This window comes from Streptomyces sp. NPDC001536 (assembly GCF_042894505.1).
Classification (GTDB): Bacteria; Actinomycetota; Actinomycetes; order Streptomycetales; family Streptomycetaceae; genus Streptomyces.
Window position 1 is genome coordinate 1 of the sequence record NZ_JBIAVQ010000038.1, and the last position, 15890, is coordinate 15890.

A 15890-nucleotide genomic window follows, 5' to 3' on the forward strand; every position below is an offset into this window, starting at 1 on the left:
TCATCGAACTCGCCCACATCACCGGCACCAACGTCCCCACCCTCCAAACCGTCCACGCCATCAGCGACCTCCTCGCCCACCGGACCGCCGCATGAGACGGCCCGACTCGCCGCCACGGGACGGCACTTCCATGAACGTGCACGCGGAAGCGGACCGCATCACCCTGCGGGGCGCGGCCACCCAGGGCTGACCGGCCCTCCGCTGCACGACGGCGGGACCTCTACCGGCGGGGAGCGCCCCCTGCGCCGGAGGGGTCCCGCCTCAGTCGTTTGCGACCTGGATCCTGTATACGATCCTCTGTATGCTGTCTTCCTGTACTCGATCGGCATCCAACGGCCCCGGCTCGGAGGCGACATGGAAGATCTGAACCCCGATGTGGTGCTGGGAATGGCCGCCCAGGCACCCGATGGCATCGTGATCGTCGACGGTGAAGGACTGATCCGCTACTGGAACCGGGGCGCGGAGCGCATCTTCGGGTTCCCGGCGGCCGACGTGGACGGGCGCAGCCTGGACGTCATCATTCCCGAGCGGCACCGCAAGCGGCACCAGGAGGGCTTCGACGAGGCCATGGAGCGGGGGTACAGCAAGTACGGGGACACGGACCTGCTGAACGTTCCCGCGCTGGCCGCGGACGGCCGCAAGCTGTCCATCGAGTTCAGTGTGGTGCTGCTTCCCGGCCCCGACGGCAGCGCATACGTCGGCGCGGTCATCCGGGACGTGACCGCACGCCGGGAGCGGGAGCGGGAGTTGATGCGGCGGCGGGCCGAGGCCTCGGTCTGAGCGCCCGGCGGACCGCATACGGAAGCGGCCGTGGCCTTCGGGCCACGGCCGCTTCCGCGTCGTCCGACTCGGGTCAGACGATGACGCCGCTCTCCTTGAGCCGGCCGATGGTCTCCTCGTCGTAGCCGAGTTCGACCAGGACCTCGGAGCTGTGCTCGCCCAGCAGCGGGGCGCCGGTGACGTCCGGCTTGAAGGAGGAGAACTTCACCGGGCTGCCGACCGTCAGATAGGTGCCGCGCTCCTTCTGCTCGACCTCGACGACGGTGCCGCTGCGGCGCAGGTCCTCGTCGTAGGCGATCTCCTTCATGCTCATCACGGGGGCGCAGGGCACCTCCCACTCACGCAGGATGTTGACGGCCTCGTACTTGGTCTTGTCCGCGAGCCACTTCTCGATCTCCTCGAAGATCTCGAAGATGTGCGACTGACGGGCGCGCGCGGTGGCGTACTCCGGGTCCTCGGCCCACTCGGGGTGGCCGATGACCTCGGCGGTGCGCTTCCAGTTCTGCTCCTGGACGGTGAAGTAGATGTACGCGTTCGGGTCGGTCTCCCAGCCCTTGCACTTCAGGACCCAGCCGGGCTGGCCGCCGCCGCCCGCGTTGCCGCCGCGCGGTACGACGTCGGTGAACTCGCCGTTCGGGTACTGCGGGTACTCCTCCAGGTAGCCGACCCGCTCCAGCCGCTGCTGGTCGCGCAGCTTGACGCGGCAGAGGTTGAGGACGGCGTCCTGCATGGAGACGGACACCTTCTGGCCCTTGCCGGTCTTGTTGCGGTCGATGATCGCGGTGAGGATGCCGATCGCCAGGTGCATACCGGTGTTGGTGTCGCCGAGGGCGGCGCCGGAGATGGTCGGCGGGCCGTCCCAGAAGCCGGTGGTGGAGGCGGCGCCGCCCGCGCACTGGGCGACGTTCTCGTAGACCTTGAGGTCGTTCCAGGACGACTGGTCGTTGAAGCCCTTGACCGAGCCGAAGATCAGGCGCGGGTTGAGCTCCTGGATGCGCTCCCAGGTGAAGCCCATACGGTCCAGGGCGCCCGGGGCGAAGTTCTCCACCAGGACGTCGGCGCCCTCGATGAGCTTCTCCAGGACCTCCTTGCCCTCGGCGGTCTTGGTGTTGATGGCGAGGGAGCGCTTGTTGCTGTTGAGCATCGTGAAGTAGAGCGCGTCGAGGTCCTCGATGTCCCGGAGCTGACGGCGCGTCACGTCGCCGCCGTTGGGGCGCTCCACCTTCAGGACGTCGGCGCCGAACCAGGCGAGCATCTGTGTGCAGGCGGGGCCGGCCTGGACCCCGGTGAAGTCGATCACCTTGATTCCGGCGAGCGGCTTTTCACTCATGTGTGCTTCCTTTTCGTGAACGTACGCGTACGGAGCGGGAGTTCGAGGAGCTCGGAGGGCAGGGCGTGGTCACTTCTTGGCCGGCGTGATGTTGCCGACCGTGATGCCCTTGGGGTTCAGGTGCGAGATGTGGCCGCTCTCGGTGCCGGCCGACGGGTCGATCACACAGTCGATGAGCGCCGGGCGGCCGGAGGCGAGGGCCTCGGTGAGGGCGGCGGTGACCTCGGCGGGGGTGGTGGCGCGGTAGCCCTTGCCGCCGAACGACTCGATGAGCAGGTCGTGGCGGGCCGCCGACATCAGGGTGGTGGGCGAGGGTTCGTCGTCGTACGGATTGACGTCGTCGCCGCGGTAGACCCCGCCGTTGTTCATGATCACGGTGACGACGGGCAGCTGGTAGCGGCAGATCGTCTCGATCTCGATGCCGCTGAACCCGAAGGCGCTGTCGCCCTCGATGGCGACGACCGGCGCACCGCTCTCGACGGCGGCGGCGATGGCGTACCCCATGCCGATGCCCATGACGCCCCAGGTGCCGCTGTCGAGGCGGTGCCGGGGCACGTGCATGTCGATGACGTTGCGCGCGATGTCCAGGGCGTTGGCGCCCTCGTTGACGATGTACGTCTCCGGGTGCTGACGCACGACGTCGCGTACGGCCTTGAGGGCGCCCATGAACTGCATGGGGTGCGGGTCGGCCTCCAGGCGCTTGGCCATCTTGGCGACGTTCTGCGCCGAGCGCTCCCCCAGCTCGGCGCGCCAGGCCGAAGGGGCCTGGATCTGACCGGGCTTGGTGCGTTCGGCGAGGACGTCGAGCACCGACTCGATGTCACCGACGAGCGGGGCGGAGATGGGCTGGTTGCTGTCCATCTCCTTGGGGTCGATGTCGATCTGGACGAACTTGGCGTCCGGGTTCCACCCCGTCTGCCCGTGCCCCAGCAGCCAGTTGAGGCGGGCGCCGATCAGCATCACGACGTCGGCCTTCTTCAGGGCCAGGGAACGGGCGGTGGCGGCCGACTGCGGGTGGTCGTCGGGCAGCAGGCCCTTCGCCATCGACATCGGTACGTAGGGGATGCCCGTCGACTCGATGAACTCCCGTACCTTGGCGTCCGCCTGGGCGTACGCCGCGCCCTTGCCGAGCACGACCAGCGGGCGTTCGGCGGAGGCCAGCAGTTCGATCGCACGGTCCACGGCCTCCGGCGCGGGCAGTTGGCGCGGGGCGGGGTCGACGAGGCGGCTCAGGGTGCGGTCGCCCTCGGCCTTGGGGATGATGGCGCCGAGCACCGCGGCGGGGATGTCGAGGTAGACACCGCCGGGGCGCCCGGAGATCGCGGTGCGCAGCGCGCGGGCGATGCCGCGGCCGATGTCCTCCACGCGGCTGACCCGGTAGGCGGCCTTCACGAAGGGCTGGGCGGCGGCGAGTTGGTCCATCTCCTCGTAGTCGCCCTGCTTGAGGTCGACGAGGTGGCGCTCGCTGGAGCCGGAGATCTGGACCATGGGGAAGCAGTTGGTGGTCGCGTTCGCCAGCGCGACCAGGCCGTTGAGGAAGCCGGGGGCCGACACCGTCAGGGCGACGCCGGGCTTCTTGTTGAGGTAGCCGGCGATGGCCGCCGCGTGTCCGGCGTTGCTCTCGTGACGGAAGCCGATGTAGCGGATGCCCTGGGCCTGGGCGAGGCGGGCCAGGTCGGTGATCGGGATGCCGACCACGCCGTAGATGGTGTCGACGTCGTTCATCTTGAGCGCGTCGACGACCAGGTGGTACCCGTCGGTGAGCTCGGTCGGAACGTCGGCTGCTGCCGCGGTCTCCAGTGGCGAGGGGGCGGTCATGGTCCGAGGTCCTCCTTGGGCAGGTCCTGCCGGAGCGGCTACTGCTCTCACCATCCGCAGCGCGTTCGCCCGCGTCCAAGACCCATCGGCGACCAGCCGATAAACAACTTCTATCGACGGCTGCCGGGGGCCCTCGCAACTCCCTTGATAGACGCCTGCTATCGGCCGTTCGCCAGTAGGTATTGGACGCGCCTGGCAGGTCACCGCAGGCTCGCAGAGGACTGATGCATCGGACCTGGGCGCGAGGGGGTGGGGTCATGGCCGCTGGGGCCGCGGCATCCGTGCGCGACGCGAACCGGTACCCGCCTCCGGCGGTCACGGGCCTCGTCGATCTCCTCGACGCGCAGGTGCGTGAACGCCCTTACGCCCGGGCCCTGGTCGTCTCCGGGGAGCGGGTGCACCTGTCCTACCGGGGTCTCGCGGCCCTGGCGGACGGTGTGGCGGCACGGCTCGGCGGCACGGGGTTGCGCCGCGGTGACGCGGTCGGGCTGATCTGCGCCAACACGGCGGAGTTCGTCGTCGCGCTGCTCGGCGCGGCGAGAGCCGGCCTGGTGGCGGCTCCGCTGGACCCGGCGCTGCCCCCCTCACAACTCTCGGCGCGTATCACGGCGTTGGGGGCGCGGGCGGTCCTGCTGGGGCCGGCCTCGACGGCCGCCCCGCTGTCCGTCCCGGCGTGGCCGCTGCGCGTGGACGTCTCCCGTGCGGGTACGGCGGCCGTCATGTTCGAACCCGGCCCGTGCGGCGCTCCCCAAGCCGGTGGCTCCGCGGGCGAGTTGTCGGACAACGATGCCCTCGTGCTGTTCACCGCCGGCACCACCGATCGGGCGAAGATGGTCCCGCTCACCCACGCCAACGTGGCCGCGTCCGTCCACTCCCTGTGTGCCACCTACGAGTTGGGGCCCGATGACGCCACGGTCGCGGTGATGCCGTTCTTCCACGGTCACGGGCTGTTCGCGGCACTGCTCGCCTCACTCGCCAGCGGGGGCTGTGTGCTGCTGCCGGAGCGGGGACGGTTCGCGGCGGGCACGTTCTGGGACGACATGCGTGCCGTGGGCGCCACCTGGTTCACCGCGGCACCGGCCATCCACGAGATCCTCCTGGACCGGTCGGAGCGGGAGTACCCGGGCCCGCGGGCGCCGGTCCTGAAGTTCGTGCGCAGTGGCAGCGCTCCCCTCAACCCGGCCACGCAGCGGGCACTGGAGCGCACCTACGGCGCGCCGCTGCTGTCCGCGTACGGGATGACCGAGTCCTCGCACCAGGCGACCAGCGAGCCGCTGCCGGGGCGGGGTGCGCTGAAGCACGGTTCGGTGGGCCGGCCGACCGGTGTCGAGGTGCGGGTGCTCGACCGCGGCGGGCGGGCCTGTCCGGTGGGTGTCGAGGGCGAGTTGTGGGTGCACGGGCCCACCGTCGCGCGCGGCTATCTCGGCGACCGGGAGGAGACGGCGTACACCTTCGTCGACGGCTGGCTGCGGACCGGCGATCTGGGCACCCTGGACGCGGACGGGTACCTGTCCCTGACCGGGCGTATCAAGAACCTCATCAACCGCGGCGGCGAGAAGATCTCGCCCGAGCATGTCGAGGACATCCTCGCCGGGTGTCCTGGGGTCGCCGAGGCGGCCGTGTTCGCCGTGCCCGACACGGTGTACGGGCAGCGGGTGGGCGCGGCCGTGGTGGTGCGCGAGGGCGAGAGCGTGGGGCCCGGGGAGATCCTGCGGTACTGCCGTGACCGGCTGGCCGCGTTCGAGGTGCCGGACCGGCTGGAGCTGGTCACCGCGCTGCCGTACACCGCTAAGGGCGGGCTGGATCGGAAGGCGGTGCAGGCGCGGTACGCACCCTGACGGAGGCTCCTGGACGGAGGTTCAGCGCACGCGGTGCTCGCTCGGCAGCGGGCGGGCGAAGAAGTCGTCCAGGGACAGGCCGGTCGCCGCGTTGACGAAGGCACGGGCGGCGACCGAGCCGGGGGTCGCGGCGTGGATCGCCACCGAGACCTGTGCGCCGGCCTCCGGGTCGACCAGGGGGAGCGCTCGGGTCCGGCCGATGACCGGCATCGCTCGCAGCCAGGTGTGCGGCACGATGCTGGCCCACTCGCCGCCGCCGACGTGCGCGTACAGGGAGGCGATGGAGTCGGTCTCGACCTGCGGGGTGACCACGAATCCCTTCTCGGCGAACACGGTGTCCACGATCTGCCGGATCCGCATGTCGGGCGTCAGCAGGGCGAGCGGCAACTGGGCGGCGTCCGCCCAGGTCACGGTCGAGGACTGCGCCACCAGGTGGTCGTCCGACACCAGCAGCATGTAGCGTTCCTGGTAGAGGGGTACGACCTGGAGGCCCTCCTGGTCGCCGGGGTCGAAGTGGGCGATGGCCACGTCGAGTTCGTAGTCGCGCAGCTGGCGGTGGAGCTCCTTCGTGGACAGCCGGGAGCGCACCTGCACCTTGGCGAGGGGGTGGGCGGCGCAGAACGCGGCCACGGGGAGTGCCAGGGTCGTCGACGCCGTGGGGTCCGTGCCGAGCCGCAGCGTGCCCGTGATGCCGGACTGCACGGCGGCCACCTCCGCCTTGAACGCGTCCTGTTCGGCGAGGATCCGTTTGGCCCAGACGACGAGCCGCTCGCCCTCGGGGGTGAGGCCCTGGTAGTTGTGGCCGCGGTTGATGAGCGTGACGTTCAACTCCCGCTCCAGCTTGGCGATCGCCGCCGAGAGCGCGGGCTGGGAGACGTAGCAGGCTTCCGCCGCCCGGGCGAAGTGGCGTTCGCGCGCCACCGCCACGAAGTACTCGAGCTGCCGGAACAGCATGAACGACTCCTCTCTGCCCGAGGCCGCCCCACCTAGCTCCATACTGTATGCAGTATTTGGGATATGTACAGGGGAGGGAGTCGTGCACGTACTGTATGCCGGAAGAAGGTGCGCGATGGCTGGCCAAGCCGGAGCTGCTCACCGACGAACGAGGTCGTCCAGCTGGTGTCGGCGATCGGGGGCTGACGTGATGAGCCCGCCCCGGCGACCCACGTAACAGGCGCCTGCGACCGCCGCACGTCCCCTCGGCGGTCGCAGGCGCGGTCTGTTCAGCGCAGGAGTTTCACCGCGGCGACCACCAGGGGGTCGAGGCCCTCCGCGCCGGCGTCGACGAACTCGTACAGTCTGGTGCGCATGCGCGGGTCCCAGAACCTGCCGATGTGTGACGCGATCTCCTCGGCGGCCCGCTCGCCCGGCAGGTGGCCGAGGTTGCGGGCGATGTCGTTCGCCATCCTGAGCTCGGACGGCACGGTCGCTGTCATGTCAGTCCACCACCGTCACGAGGTCGTTCTCGGCGGCTTCGCCGTCGGCGGCCCGGTCCGGGCGGGCGAGTCCGACCTGGACGGCGGTCACCTTGTACTCGGGGCAGTTGGTGGCCCAGTCGGAGTTCTCCGTGGTGACGACGTTGGCGCCGGTCACGGGGTGGTGGAAGGTGGTGTAGACGACCCCGGTCGGCATCCGGTCGGAGATCTCCGCGCGCAGGGTCGTCTGTCCGACACGGCTGGCCAGGGTGACCATGTCGCCGTTCCTGATGCCGCGGTCCTCGGCGTCGTGCGGGTGCAGTTCGAGGATGTCCTCGGGGTGCCAGGCGACGTTGCCGGTGCGGCGGGTCTGGGCACCGACGTTGTACTGACTGAGGATGCGGCCCGTGGTGAGGACGAGGGGGAAGCGCCGGGTGCTGCGCTCGTTCGTCGGGACGTAGGAGGTGACGACGAACTTGCCCTTGCCGCGCACGAATTCGTCCACGTGCATGATGGGCGTGCCGTCCGGCGCCTCCTCGTTGCACGGCCACTGGACGCTGCCGAGCTTGTCGAGAAGGTCGAAGGAGACGCCGGTGAACGTCGGCGTGACCGAGGCGATCTCGTCCATGATCCGGCTCGGATGGTCGTACGACATCGGATACCCCATGGCCGTGGCGATCTCGCTGACGATCTGCCACTCGTGCTTGCCCGTCTTGGGCTTCATGACCGCGCGGACCCGGTTGATACGGCGTTCGGCGTTGGTGAAGGTGCCGTCCTTCTCCAGGAACGACGCCCCGGGCAGGAAGACGTGGGCGAACTTGGCCGTCTCGTTGAGGAACAGGTCCTGGACGACGACGAGTTCCATGGCCTTGAGCGCGGCGGTGACGTGCTGGAGGTTGGGGTCGGACTGGGCGATGTCCTCGCCGTGGACGAAGAGTCCGCGGAAGGTGCCGTCGATGGCGGCGTCGAACATGTTGGGGATACGAAGTCCCGGCTCCGCGAGGAGAGTGCCGCCCCAGAGGTTCTCGAAGACGGTGCGTACCGCGTCATCCGAGACATGCCGGTAGCCGGGCAGCTCGTGCGGGAACGAGCCCATGTCGCAGGACCCTTGGACGTTGTTCTGGCCGCGCAGGGGGTTCACGCCGACGCCGTCGCGGCCGATGTTGCCGCACGCCATCGCCAGGTTGGCCATTCCCATGACCATGGTGGAGCCCTGGCTGTGCTCGGTGACGCCGAGACCGTAGTAGATGGCGCCGTTGGGAGCCTCGGCGTACAGCCTTGCCGCGGCGCGGAGTTCGGCGGCCGGAACTCCGGTGATCTCCTCGACCGCCTCCGGGCTGTTCTCGGGGCGTGCGATGAACTCCGCCCAGTCGTCGAAGCCTTCGCACCTCGCGTCCACGAAGGAGCGGTCGACGAGGCCCTCGGTGACGACCACGTGGGCCATGGCGTTGACGACGGCGACGTTGGTGCTCGGCCTGAGCTGGAGGTGGTGCTGGGCCTCGATGTGCGGCGAGCGCACCAGGTCGATGCGGCGCGGGTCCACGACGATCAGCTTGGCGCCCTCGCGCAGCCGGCGCTTCATCCGGGAGGCGAACACCGGGTGACCGTCGGTGGGGTTGGCGCCGATCACCACGATGACGTCGGCCTCCGCCACCGAGCGGAAGTCCTGGGTGCCCGCGGACTCACCGAAGGTCTGCTTGAGGCCGTATCCCGTCGGGGAGTGGCAGACACGCGCGCAGGTGTCGACGTTGTTGTTGCCGAAGGCCGCGCGGACCATCTTCTGTACGACGTAGACCTCTTCGTTGGTGCAGCGCGAGGAGGTGATGGCGCCGACGGAGCTCGTGCCGTACCGGTCCTGGAGCTCACGCATCCGCCGGGCGACGGTGCCGATCGCCTCGTCCCACTCGACCTCGCGCCAGGGGTCGGTGATCCTTTCCCGGACCATGGGCTTGAGCTGGCGGTCCGGGTGGGTGGCGTAGCCGAAGGCGAAGCGGCCCTTCACACAGGAGTGCCCCTCGTTGGCGCCGCCGTCCTTGTACGGCACCATGCGCACGAGTTCGTCGCCGCGCAGCTCGGCCTTGAAGGAACAGCCGACCCCGCAGTACGCGCAGGTGGTCACAACCGACCTGGTGGGCATGCCGAGTTCGACGACCGAGCGCTCCTGGAGCGTGGACGTCGGGCAGGCCTGGACGCAGGCGCCGCAGGAGACGCACTCGGAGTCCATGAAGGACTCACCGGCGCCGGGCGAGACCTTGGAGTCGAAGCCGCGGCCCTCGATGGTGAGGGCGAAGGTGCCCTGGACCTCGCCGCAGGCGCGGACACAGCGGGAACAGGCGATGCACTTGGAGGGATCGAAGTCGAAGTAGGGGTTGGAGGTGTCCTTCTCGGCGTCGAGATGGTTCTCCCCCTCGTAGCCGTAGCGCACCTGCCGCAGGCCCACCACGCCTGCCATGTCCTGGAGTTCGCAGTCGCCGTTGGCCGGGCAGGTCAGGCAGTCCAGGGGGTGGTCGGAGATGTAGAGCTCCATGACGCCCTGGCGGAGCTTCTCCACCTTCGGTGTCTGGGTGCTGACCTTCATCCCGTCGGAGCACGGGGTGGTGCAGGACGCCGGGGTGCCGCGCCGGCCGTCGATCTCCACCACGCACAGCCGGCAGGAGCCGAACGCCTCCAGGCTGTCGGTGGCACACAACTTGGGTATCTCGACGCCGGCCTGTGCCGCGGCACGCATCACCGAGGTGCCCTCGGGGACGTTCACCGGCAGGCCGTCGATCTCCACCGACACCGTTGCCGGTCCGGGCCGTTCCGGGGTTCCGTAGTCGGGTTCCTTGAGAAGGCTCATGCTGTCCCCTCCGTCCTCACGCCGGTCGCGTTCACGGGTTGGATCTCCAGGAGTCGACGGCCGCCGTGGAAGTCGTCGGGGAAGTGGGTGAGGGCGCTGCGCACGGGCATCGGGGTCAGTCCGCCCATCGCGCACAGCGATCCGTCGGTCATCAGGTCGCAGAGGTCTTCCAGCAGGGCGAGGTTCTCGTCGCGGTGCGTACCGGCGACGATCTTGTCGATCACCTCGACGCCGCGGACCGAACCGACCCTGCACGGCGTGCACTTGCCGCAGGACTCCTCGGCGCAGAACTCCATCGCGAAGCGGGCCTGGGCCGCCATGTCGACGGTGTCGTCGAAGACCACGATGCCGCCGTGCCCGAGCATCGCACCGGCCTCGGCGAACGCCTCGTAGTCCATCGGCAGATCGAACAGCGACTCCGGCAGATACGCCCCGAGCGGCCCGCCGACCTGCACGGTACGGACCGGGCGGCCGGTGTGGGTGCCGCCGCCGTAGTCCTCGATCAGCTCGCGCAGGGTGATGCCGAAGGCGGTCTCCACGATGCCGCCGCGGGCGATGTTGCCGCCGAGCTGGAAGACCTGGGTGCCGCGGGAGCGGCCGACGCCGAGGTCCTGGTACGCCTTGGCGCCGTTGGCGAGGACCGTGGGGACGGTGGTGAGGGTCAGCACGTTGTTGACCACGGTCGGCTTGCCGAACAGGCCCTCGATCGCCGGGATCGGCGGCTTCGCGCGGACCATGCCGCGCTTGCCCTCCAGGCTCTCCAGCATCGAGGTCTCCTCGCCACAGATGTACGCGCCCGCCCCGACCCGTACATGCAGGTCGAAGTCGAGCGCGGAGCCGAGGATGCCCTTGCCCAACCATCCCTGTTCGCGGGCGAGTTCGATCGCCTCGCGCATCGTGGCGATCGCGTCCGGATACTCGGAGCGGAGGTAGATGTATCCCTCGCTCGCACCGACCGCGTGCGCGGCGATGGTCATGCCCTCGATGAGCAGGAACGGGTCGCCCTCCATGACCATGCGGTCGGCGAAGGTCCCGCTGTCGCCCTCGTCGGCGTTGCAGCAGACGAACTTGAGCTCGTCGGCGCAGTCCAGCACGGTCTTCCACTTGATACCGGCCGGGAATCCGGCGCCGCCGCGCCCGCGCAGTCCGGACTCGGTGACCTCCGCGACCACGTCCGCGGGGGCGAGTGCGAGGGCGGCCCGCAGTCCGGTGAGGCCGCCGTGCTCGACGTAGTCCTGTGGCGAGAGGGGGTCGATGACGCCGACTCTGGCGAAGGTGACCCGGTTCTGGCGGGCCAGCCAGGGCAGTTCGTCGACGAGACCGAGCCGCAGCGGGTGGTCCGCCCCGTCGAGCAGGCCGCCGGCCAGGAGTCCGTCGACCTCCTCGGGGGCCACCGGGCCGTAGCCGACGCGGCCCTCGGGGGTCACGACCTCGATCATCGGCTCCAGCCAGAGCATGCCGCGCGATCCGTTGCGTACGACGTCGATGGCGAAGTCGCCGCGGGTGGCGGCGCGTTGGAGGGCGCCGGCGACCTCGTCGGCGCCGACGGACCGGGCCGCCGAGTCGCGGGGGACGTAGACAGTCACCGCGGAGGGGGAAGAGTGGTTCATGATCAGACCGTCCCGTTGAGGATCGAGCCCAGTCGGGCCGGGCCCACTCGTCCGTACAGCCGTCCGTTCGCCTCCACCGACGGTCCCAGCGCGCAGTTGCCCAGGCAGAAGACCTGCTCGACGGTCACGGAACCGTCGGGTGTCGTCTCGCCCAGGGTGAGTCCGGCCTCGCGGGTGTAGCTCACCAGGCGGTCGGCGCCCAGTGCCTGGCAGGCCTCGGCGCGGCAGATGCGGACCGTGGTGCGGCCCGCGGGCTCACGGCGGAAGTCGTGGTAGAAGGTCACCACTCCATGGACGTCCGCCCTGGAGAGGTTGAGCTCGTCGGCGAGCACCGGGACCGCTTCCTGCGGCACATGGCCCAACTCGGCCTGTACGGCGTGCAGTACGGGCAGCAGCGCGCCGCGCTGACCTCGGTGATCGGCCACCACCCTCCGGACCACGCTCTCGACCGTCACATCGCTACCGCTGGTCGTCATGATCGCTTCGCCTTCCGTCACACGGGTCCCCGGCGAGGGTTGCAGGAGACTGAGACAATACCCCATACAGGCTTCTGTATACAGACGACAGCCGTAAGGACGCCTGCACCGATTCCAGTCCACGAGGGCGCCCGGACCCTCGGTCGAGCCCGAGCTCACAGCCAACAGCCGACACCATGTTGCATACCAAAACCTGTATGCTGAAGCCGCCGTCGGCAACCCTCTCGGCGGCTACCACTTGGCAAAGCCGTCGGCCCGGCGGCAGAACGGGACAACCATGCGCGAGGCACTCACGGCCGCAGCGTCCCGGCGCGTCGCCCGCCCGGCACCACTGCGCCAGGCCGTGTACGACGCCCTGACCGAGCTGATCATCAACGGCTCCCTCAAGCCCGGACAGCACCTGGTCGAGGCCGAGCTCGCCGAGCACCTCGGCGTCAGCCGCCAGCCGGTCCGCGAGGCCCTCCAGCGACTCCAGACCGCCGGCTGGGTCGACCTGCGCCCCGCCCAGGGCGCCTTCGTGCACTCCCCCACCGAGGAGGAGGCCGCCCAACTCCTCGGCGTCCGCTCGGTGTTGGAGACCTACTCGGCCCAGCTCGCCGCCCGGAACGCGCGGCCCGAGGACATCGAACGCCTCGGCGAGCTCCAGCAGGAAGGCGTCGACGCACTCGCCGAGGGCGACGTCGAACGCCTCGTCGCGGCCAACACCGCCCTGCACGCCTTCGTCACCTCCGTGGCGGCCAACGACGTCCTGGCCGAACTGCTCGCGCAGGTGGGCCAGAAGGTGCGCTGGTACTACACCCCCATCGCCAAGCCGCGCGGCAAGGAGGCCTGGAACGAGCACACTCAGCTCATCAAGGCCATCGCCAAGGGCGACGCGGACCGCGCGGGCGAGGTGATGCGCAAGCACACCGAGCGCACGGCCGACTTCTACCGCAAGCAGATCGCGTCCGGCTCGAAGCAGGACTGACCGCCCGGCCGCCTCCGAACAGGCCCCGCCCGGGCGGGAGTTCAGGACGGCGCCAGGGAGTCGGCGGGCCGGCGCACCAGGTCGGCGGCCGCGAGGCGCAGACCCTGTGCGCCGGCGGCGGCCCGCAGCTCCAGCATCCAGGGCAGGACCGTGCGCAGCACGATGTCGAGCCCGCCGCCGTCCGCGCCGAGCATCGCGTCGGCGGGCACCAGCACCGGGTCGGCGAGCACCGTGGAGGTCGCGCTGCCGGGCGGCCCCGCGGCGTCCGGCCGGGCCGGGACGAACAGGTCCGGGGCGTGCGCCGGAACCCCCCACAGACTCAGGCCGTCCGGCACCCCGAGCGGCCGCGAGGACCAGACGTAACTGTCGGCCTCCCCCGCCGCGACCACCCGGCGTTTGCGCGCACGCAGCGCGACCACGCCACCGGAACGGACCGCGGTGCAGCGGGACGTGAGGAGTTGGGCCTCCTCCCCGTACCCACCCGTACCGTCCTCGGCGAGGGCAAGACTGCTGAGATGACGTCCGGCGGCGATCTCCGCACGCACCCAGGGACTGCCGTACGACTCGATGACGGCGACCGCCGTGTAATGGGCCTGGAGCACGGCGGCCGTCGCCGGGCAGACGCGCGCGGTCCGCGCGACCACGTCGGCGGCTTCCGGCAGCCCGAGGCCGTCGCCGCCGAACTCGGTGGCGACGGTGAGCCCCAGCAGTCCGGTGGCCCCGAGGGCGTTCACGGCACCACGGGGGAACCTGCCTTCCGCGCGGGTCAGTTCGGCGCCGGGCGCGACGGCACGGGTGAGGACTTCTGCGAGAGCGGTGCGGTACGACACGGAGTGACCCCCTCGGGAGCGGTGTCCGGTCCGCTGTCAGGCGGCGACAATGATTGCATACAGTATTTTGCATCCCTCAGCCGGTCGACACCAGAGCCAGGGTCGAGGCAATTTCCAGGAGTCCGCACCACAGGCCACACGAGAATGGCTATTGCATACTAAACTCAGTATCCCGTAGTCGATGTTCGCCGTCCGCAGTCGAACGAGGGAGAGGGTCCATGCCCGACACACCCACCGTGGCAGCCCGCGGCCCGATCGCCCGGCCCGCCCCGCTGCGCCAGGCGGTCTACGACGCCCTGACCGAGCTGATCATCAACGGCTCGCTCACACCCGGCCAGCACCTCGTCGAAGCCGACCTCGCCGAGCATCTCGGCGTCAGCCGCCAGCCCATCCGCGAGGCTCTCCAGCGACTGCACACCGCAGGCTGGGTCGACCTTCGCCCCTCGCAGGGCGCCTTCGTGCACTCCCCCACCGCCGAGGAGTGCGCCCAACTCCTCAGCGTCCGGGCCGTCCTGGAGACCCACTCCGCGCGCGGCGCCGCCCAGCACGCCACTCCCATCGACATCGCCCGGCTGTGGGAACTCCAGCAGACCGGCCTCACCGCGCTCGCGGCCGGCGACGCCCGGGCCATCGTGGAGGCGAACGCGGCGCTCCACGCCCACATCACGCACCTCTCACGCAACGCGGTCCTCGCCGAGCTCATCCCCCAGGTGGACCGGCGGGTGCGCTGGTACTACATGCCGATCGCCAAGCCCCGCGGCACGGACGCCTGGAGCGAGCACGCCCTGATCATCGAGGCCATCGCCGGCGGCGACCCCGACGGCGCCGAGGAGCTCATGCGCCGGCACACCGCGAACACGACCGACTTCTACTGCCGGCAGATCGCCGCGATGGCCGGCCGGAGCGTGTGACGACCGGACAGGCGGGCTCTGCCGCCGAGCACCCCTAACCGCGTCCGGCACTCGGTCGGCAACGAGTCGACCAGTCGCCGTCCACGGTCAGCCGCACTCCGCAGGACCGCACGACGACGAGGCCGTCGCCCTCGAACCCGATGCGATCACCGGTGGCGAGGAAGAGCGGGCGCGTCAGCTCGAAGGCGTGGCCCTCGTCGGTCTCGAGTTCCTCCACCAGTACCGACCTCGGGATCGGCGTGGCCCCGTCAGCTGTCAGACGCATGCCGAGATGCTCCCACGGCCCTGGCCCGGCTCAGGCCTCCGGGTCTATCTCCCGCAGCAGACCCGACGTCACGTCGAAGACGAAGCCGCGCACGTCGTCGGTGTGCGGCAGGAACGGCGAGGTGCGCACCCGCTGCATGGACTGCCGTACGTCCTGGTCGACGTCCCGGAAGGCCTCCACCGCCCACGCCGGCCGCTGCCCCACCTCCACCTCCAGCTCGTGCCGGAACTCCTCGGTCAGCGTCTGGAGGCCGCAGCCGGTGTGGTGGATGAGGACGACGCTACGGGTGCCCAGCGCACGCTGACTGATCGTCAGGGAGCGGATGGTGTCGTCGGTGACCACACCGCCGGCGTTGCGGACGGTGTGGCAGTCGCCGAGTTGCAGTCCGAGCGCGGCGTGCAGGTCGATGCGGGCGTCCATGCAGGCGACGACGGCCACGCGCAGGACCGGACGGGCGCCCATGCCCGGGTCCACGAACCCTGCGGCGTAGGCGCGGTTGGACTCGACGAGCCGGTCGATGACGGTGTCGCCGGCGGGCGGGGCGATACGGGATGTGTGTGTCGACATGCTGGGCTACCTCACTCCGGTTCGGGTACTCACGGACACCGTCCCGGGGAGCGGTCGCGGCTCGCCCGGGACGGAGTGGAAGCGGCGTGGTCCGCCGTCGGTCAGATCACGCCCTGTGCCTTGAGGAGCGGCAACTCCTCTTCTTCGACGCCGAGTTCGCCGATGAGGATTTCCTCGGTGTGCTGGCCCAGGAGGGGGGAGGGGGTGATGTGGGTGGGGGAGTCGGAGAGTTTGAGGGGGTTGC

At 70.2% G+C, this 15890-nt stretch carries 14 protein-coding genes; 4 read left to right on the plus strand and 10 right to left on the minus strand.

What is annotated here, in order from left to right:
* The first annotated feature begins 354 nt into the window (after positions 1–354).
* Positions 355–780 carry a PAS domain S-box protein gene (locus ACFY0U_RS45340; RefSeq protein WP_388646353.1) on the plus strand — a complete coding sequence of 142 codons (426 nt, stop codon included), beginning with the start codon at positions 355–357 and terminating at the stop codon, positions 778–780.
* Positions 781–853: 73 nt separating this feature from the next.
* Here ACFY0U_RS45340 and frc read toward each other — a convergent pair whose 3' ends face one another.
* Complete coding sequence (frc, locus tag ACFY0U_RS45345; protein WP_388646355.1) at positions 854–2110, minus strand: formyl-CoA transferase; 1257 nt, start codon at positions 2108–2110, stop codon at positions 854–856.
* 69 nt (positions 2111–2179) lie between these two features.
* Positions 2180–3928, minus strand: a complete 1749-nt coding sequence (oxc, locus tag ACFY0U_RS45350; protein ID WP_388646357.1) for an oxalyl-CoA decarboxylase — start codon at positions 3926–3928, stop codon at positions 2180–2182.
* Between the two features lie 257 nt (positions 3929–4185).
* Between oxc and ACFY0U_RS45355 the strand changes: the two genes are divergently transcribed.
* The gene (locus ACFY0U_RS45355; protein WP_388646359.1) at positions 4186–5766 is read left to right on the plus strand and encodes a FadD7 family fatty acid--CoA ligase; all 1581 of its coding nucleotides are present in this window, start codon (positions 4186–4188) and stop codon (positions 5764–5766) included.
* 21 nt (positions 5767–5787) lie between these two features.
* On the opposite strand, the gene ACFY0U_RS45360 is transcribed toward ACFY0U_RS45355, so the two are convergent.
* From ACFY0U_RS45360 to ACFY0U_RS45380, 5 genes are all read right to left on the minus strand, one after another.
* Positions 5788–6720: a LysR family transcriptional regulator gene (locus ACFY0U_RS45360; RefSeq protein ID WP_046256165.1), complete on the minus strand. Its 933-nt coding sequence runs from the start codon at positions 6718–6720 to the stop codon at positions 5788–5790.
* Between the two features lie 269 nt (positions 6721–6989).
* A complete protein-coding gene (locus tag ACFY0U_RS45365; protein ID WP_388646361.1) occupies positions 6990–7202 on the minus strand; it encodes a formate dehydrogenase subunit delta in 213 nt (70 codons plus the stop codon).
* A gap of 1 nt (position 7203) precedes the next feature.
* A complete protein-coding gene (gene fdhF / locus ACFY0U_RS45370; RefSeq protein ID WP_388646362.1) occupies positions 7204–10020 on the minus strand; it encodes a formate dehydrogenase subunit alpha in 2817 nt (938 codons plus the stop codon).
* Positions 10017–11630 (minus strand): formate dehydrogenase beta subunit, encoded by a 1614-nt coding sequence (locus ACFY0U_RS45375; RefSeq protein WP_388646365.1) that lies wholly within the window; start codon positions 11628–11630, stop codon positions 10017–10019. The genes fdhF and ACFY0U_RS45375 overlap by 4 nt, the downstream gene beginning before the upstream one ends.
* Positions 11631–11632: 2 nt before the next feature.
* Positions 11633–12106 carry an NAD(P)H-dependent oxidoreductase subunit E gene (locus tag ACFY0U_RS45380; protein ID WP_266820658.1) on the minus strand — a complete coding sequence of 158 codons (474 nt, stop codon included), beginning with the start codon at positions 12104–12106 and terminating at the stop codon, positions 11633–11635.
* A gap of 277 nt (positions 12107–12383) precedes the next feature.
* Between ACFY0U_RS45380 and ACFY0U_RS45385 the strand changes: the two genes are divergently transcribed.
* The gene (locus tag ACFY0U_RS45385; RefSeq protein WP_388646366.1) at positions 12384–13073 is read left to right on the plus strand and encodes a GntR family transcriptional regulator; all 690 of its coding nucleotides are present in this window, start codon (positions 12384–12386) and stop codon (positions 13071–13073) included.
* A 41-nt stretch (positions 13074–13114) separates the two neighbouring features.
* On the opposite strand, the gene ACFY0U_RS45390 is transcribed toward ACFY0U_RS45385, so the two are convergent.
* Positions 13115–13903, minus strand: a complete 789-nt coding sequence (locus ACFY0U_RS45390) for an acyl-CoA dehydrogenase family protein (protein ID WP_388646368.1) — start codon at positions 13901–13903, stop codon at positions 13115–13117.
* Between the two features lie 218 nt (positions 13904–14121).
* Between ACFY0U_RS45390 and ACFY0U_RS45395 the strand changes: the two genes are divergently transcribed.
* Positions 14122–14814 carry a GntR family transcriptional regulator gene (locus ACFY0U_RS45395; protein WP_388646371.1) on the plus strand — a complete coding sequence of 231 codons (693 nt, stop codon included), beginning with the start codon at positions 14122–14124 and terminating at the stop codon, positions 14812–14814.
* A 34-nt stretch (positions 14815–14848) separates the two neighbouring features.
* Here ACFY0U_RS45395 and ACFY0U_RS45400 read toward each other — a convergent pair whose 3' ends face one another.
* Both ACFY0U_RS45400 and ACFY0U_RS45405 read right to left on the minus strand, forming a co-directional pair.
* Positions 14849–15079 carry a hypothetical protein gene (locus ACFY0U_RS45400; protein WP_388646373.1) on the minus strand — a complete coding sequence of 77 codons (231 nt, stop codon included), beginning with the start codon at positions 15077–15079 and terminating at the stop codon, positions 14849–14851.
* A gap of 30 nt (positions 15080–15109) precedes the next feature.
* On the minus strand, positions 15110–15646 hold the full coding sequence (locus ACFY0U_RS45405; protein ID WP_388646375.1) for a beta-class carbonic anhydrase: 537 nt from the start codon (positions 15644–15646) through the stop codon (positions 15110–15112).
* Positions 15647–15890 lie beyond the last annotated feature (244 nt).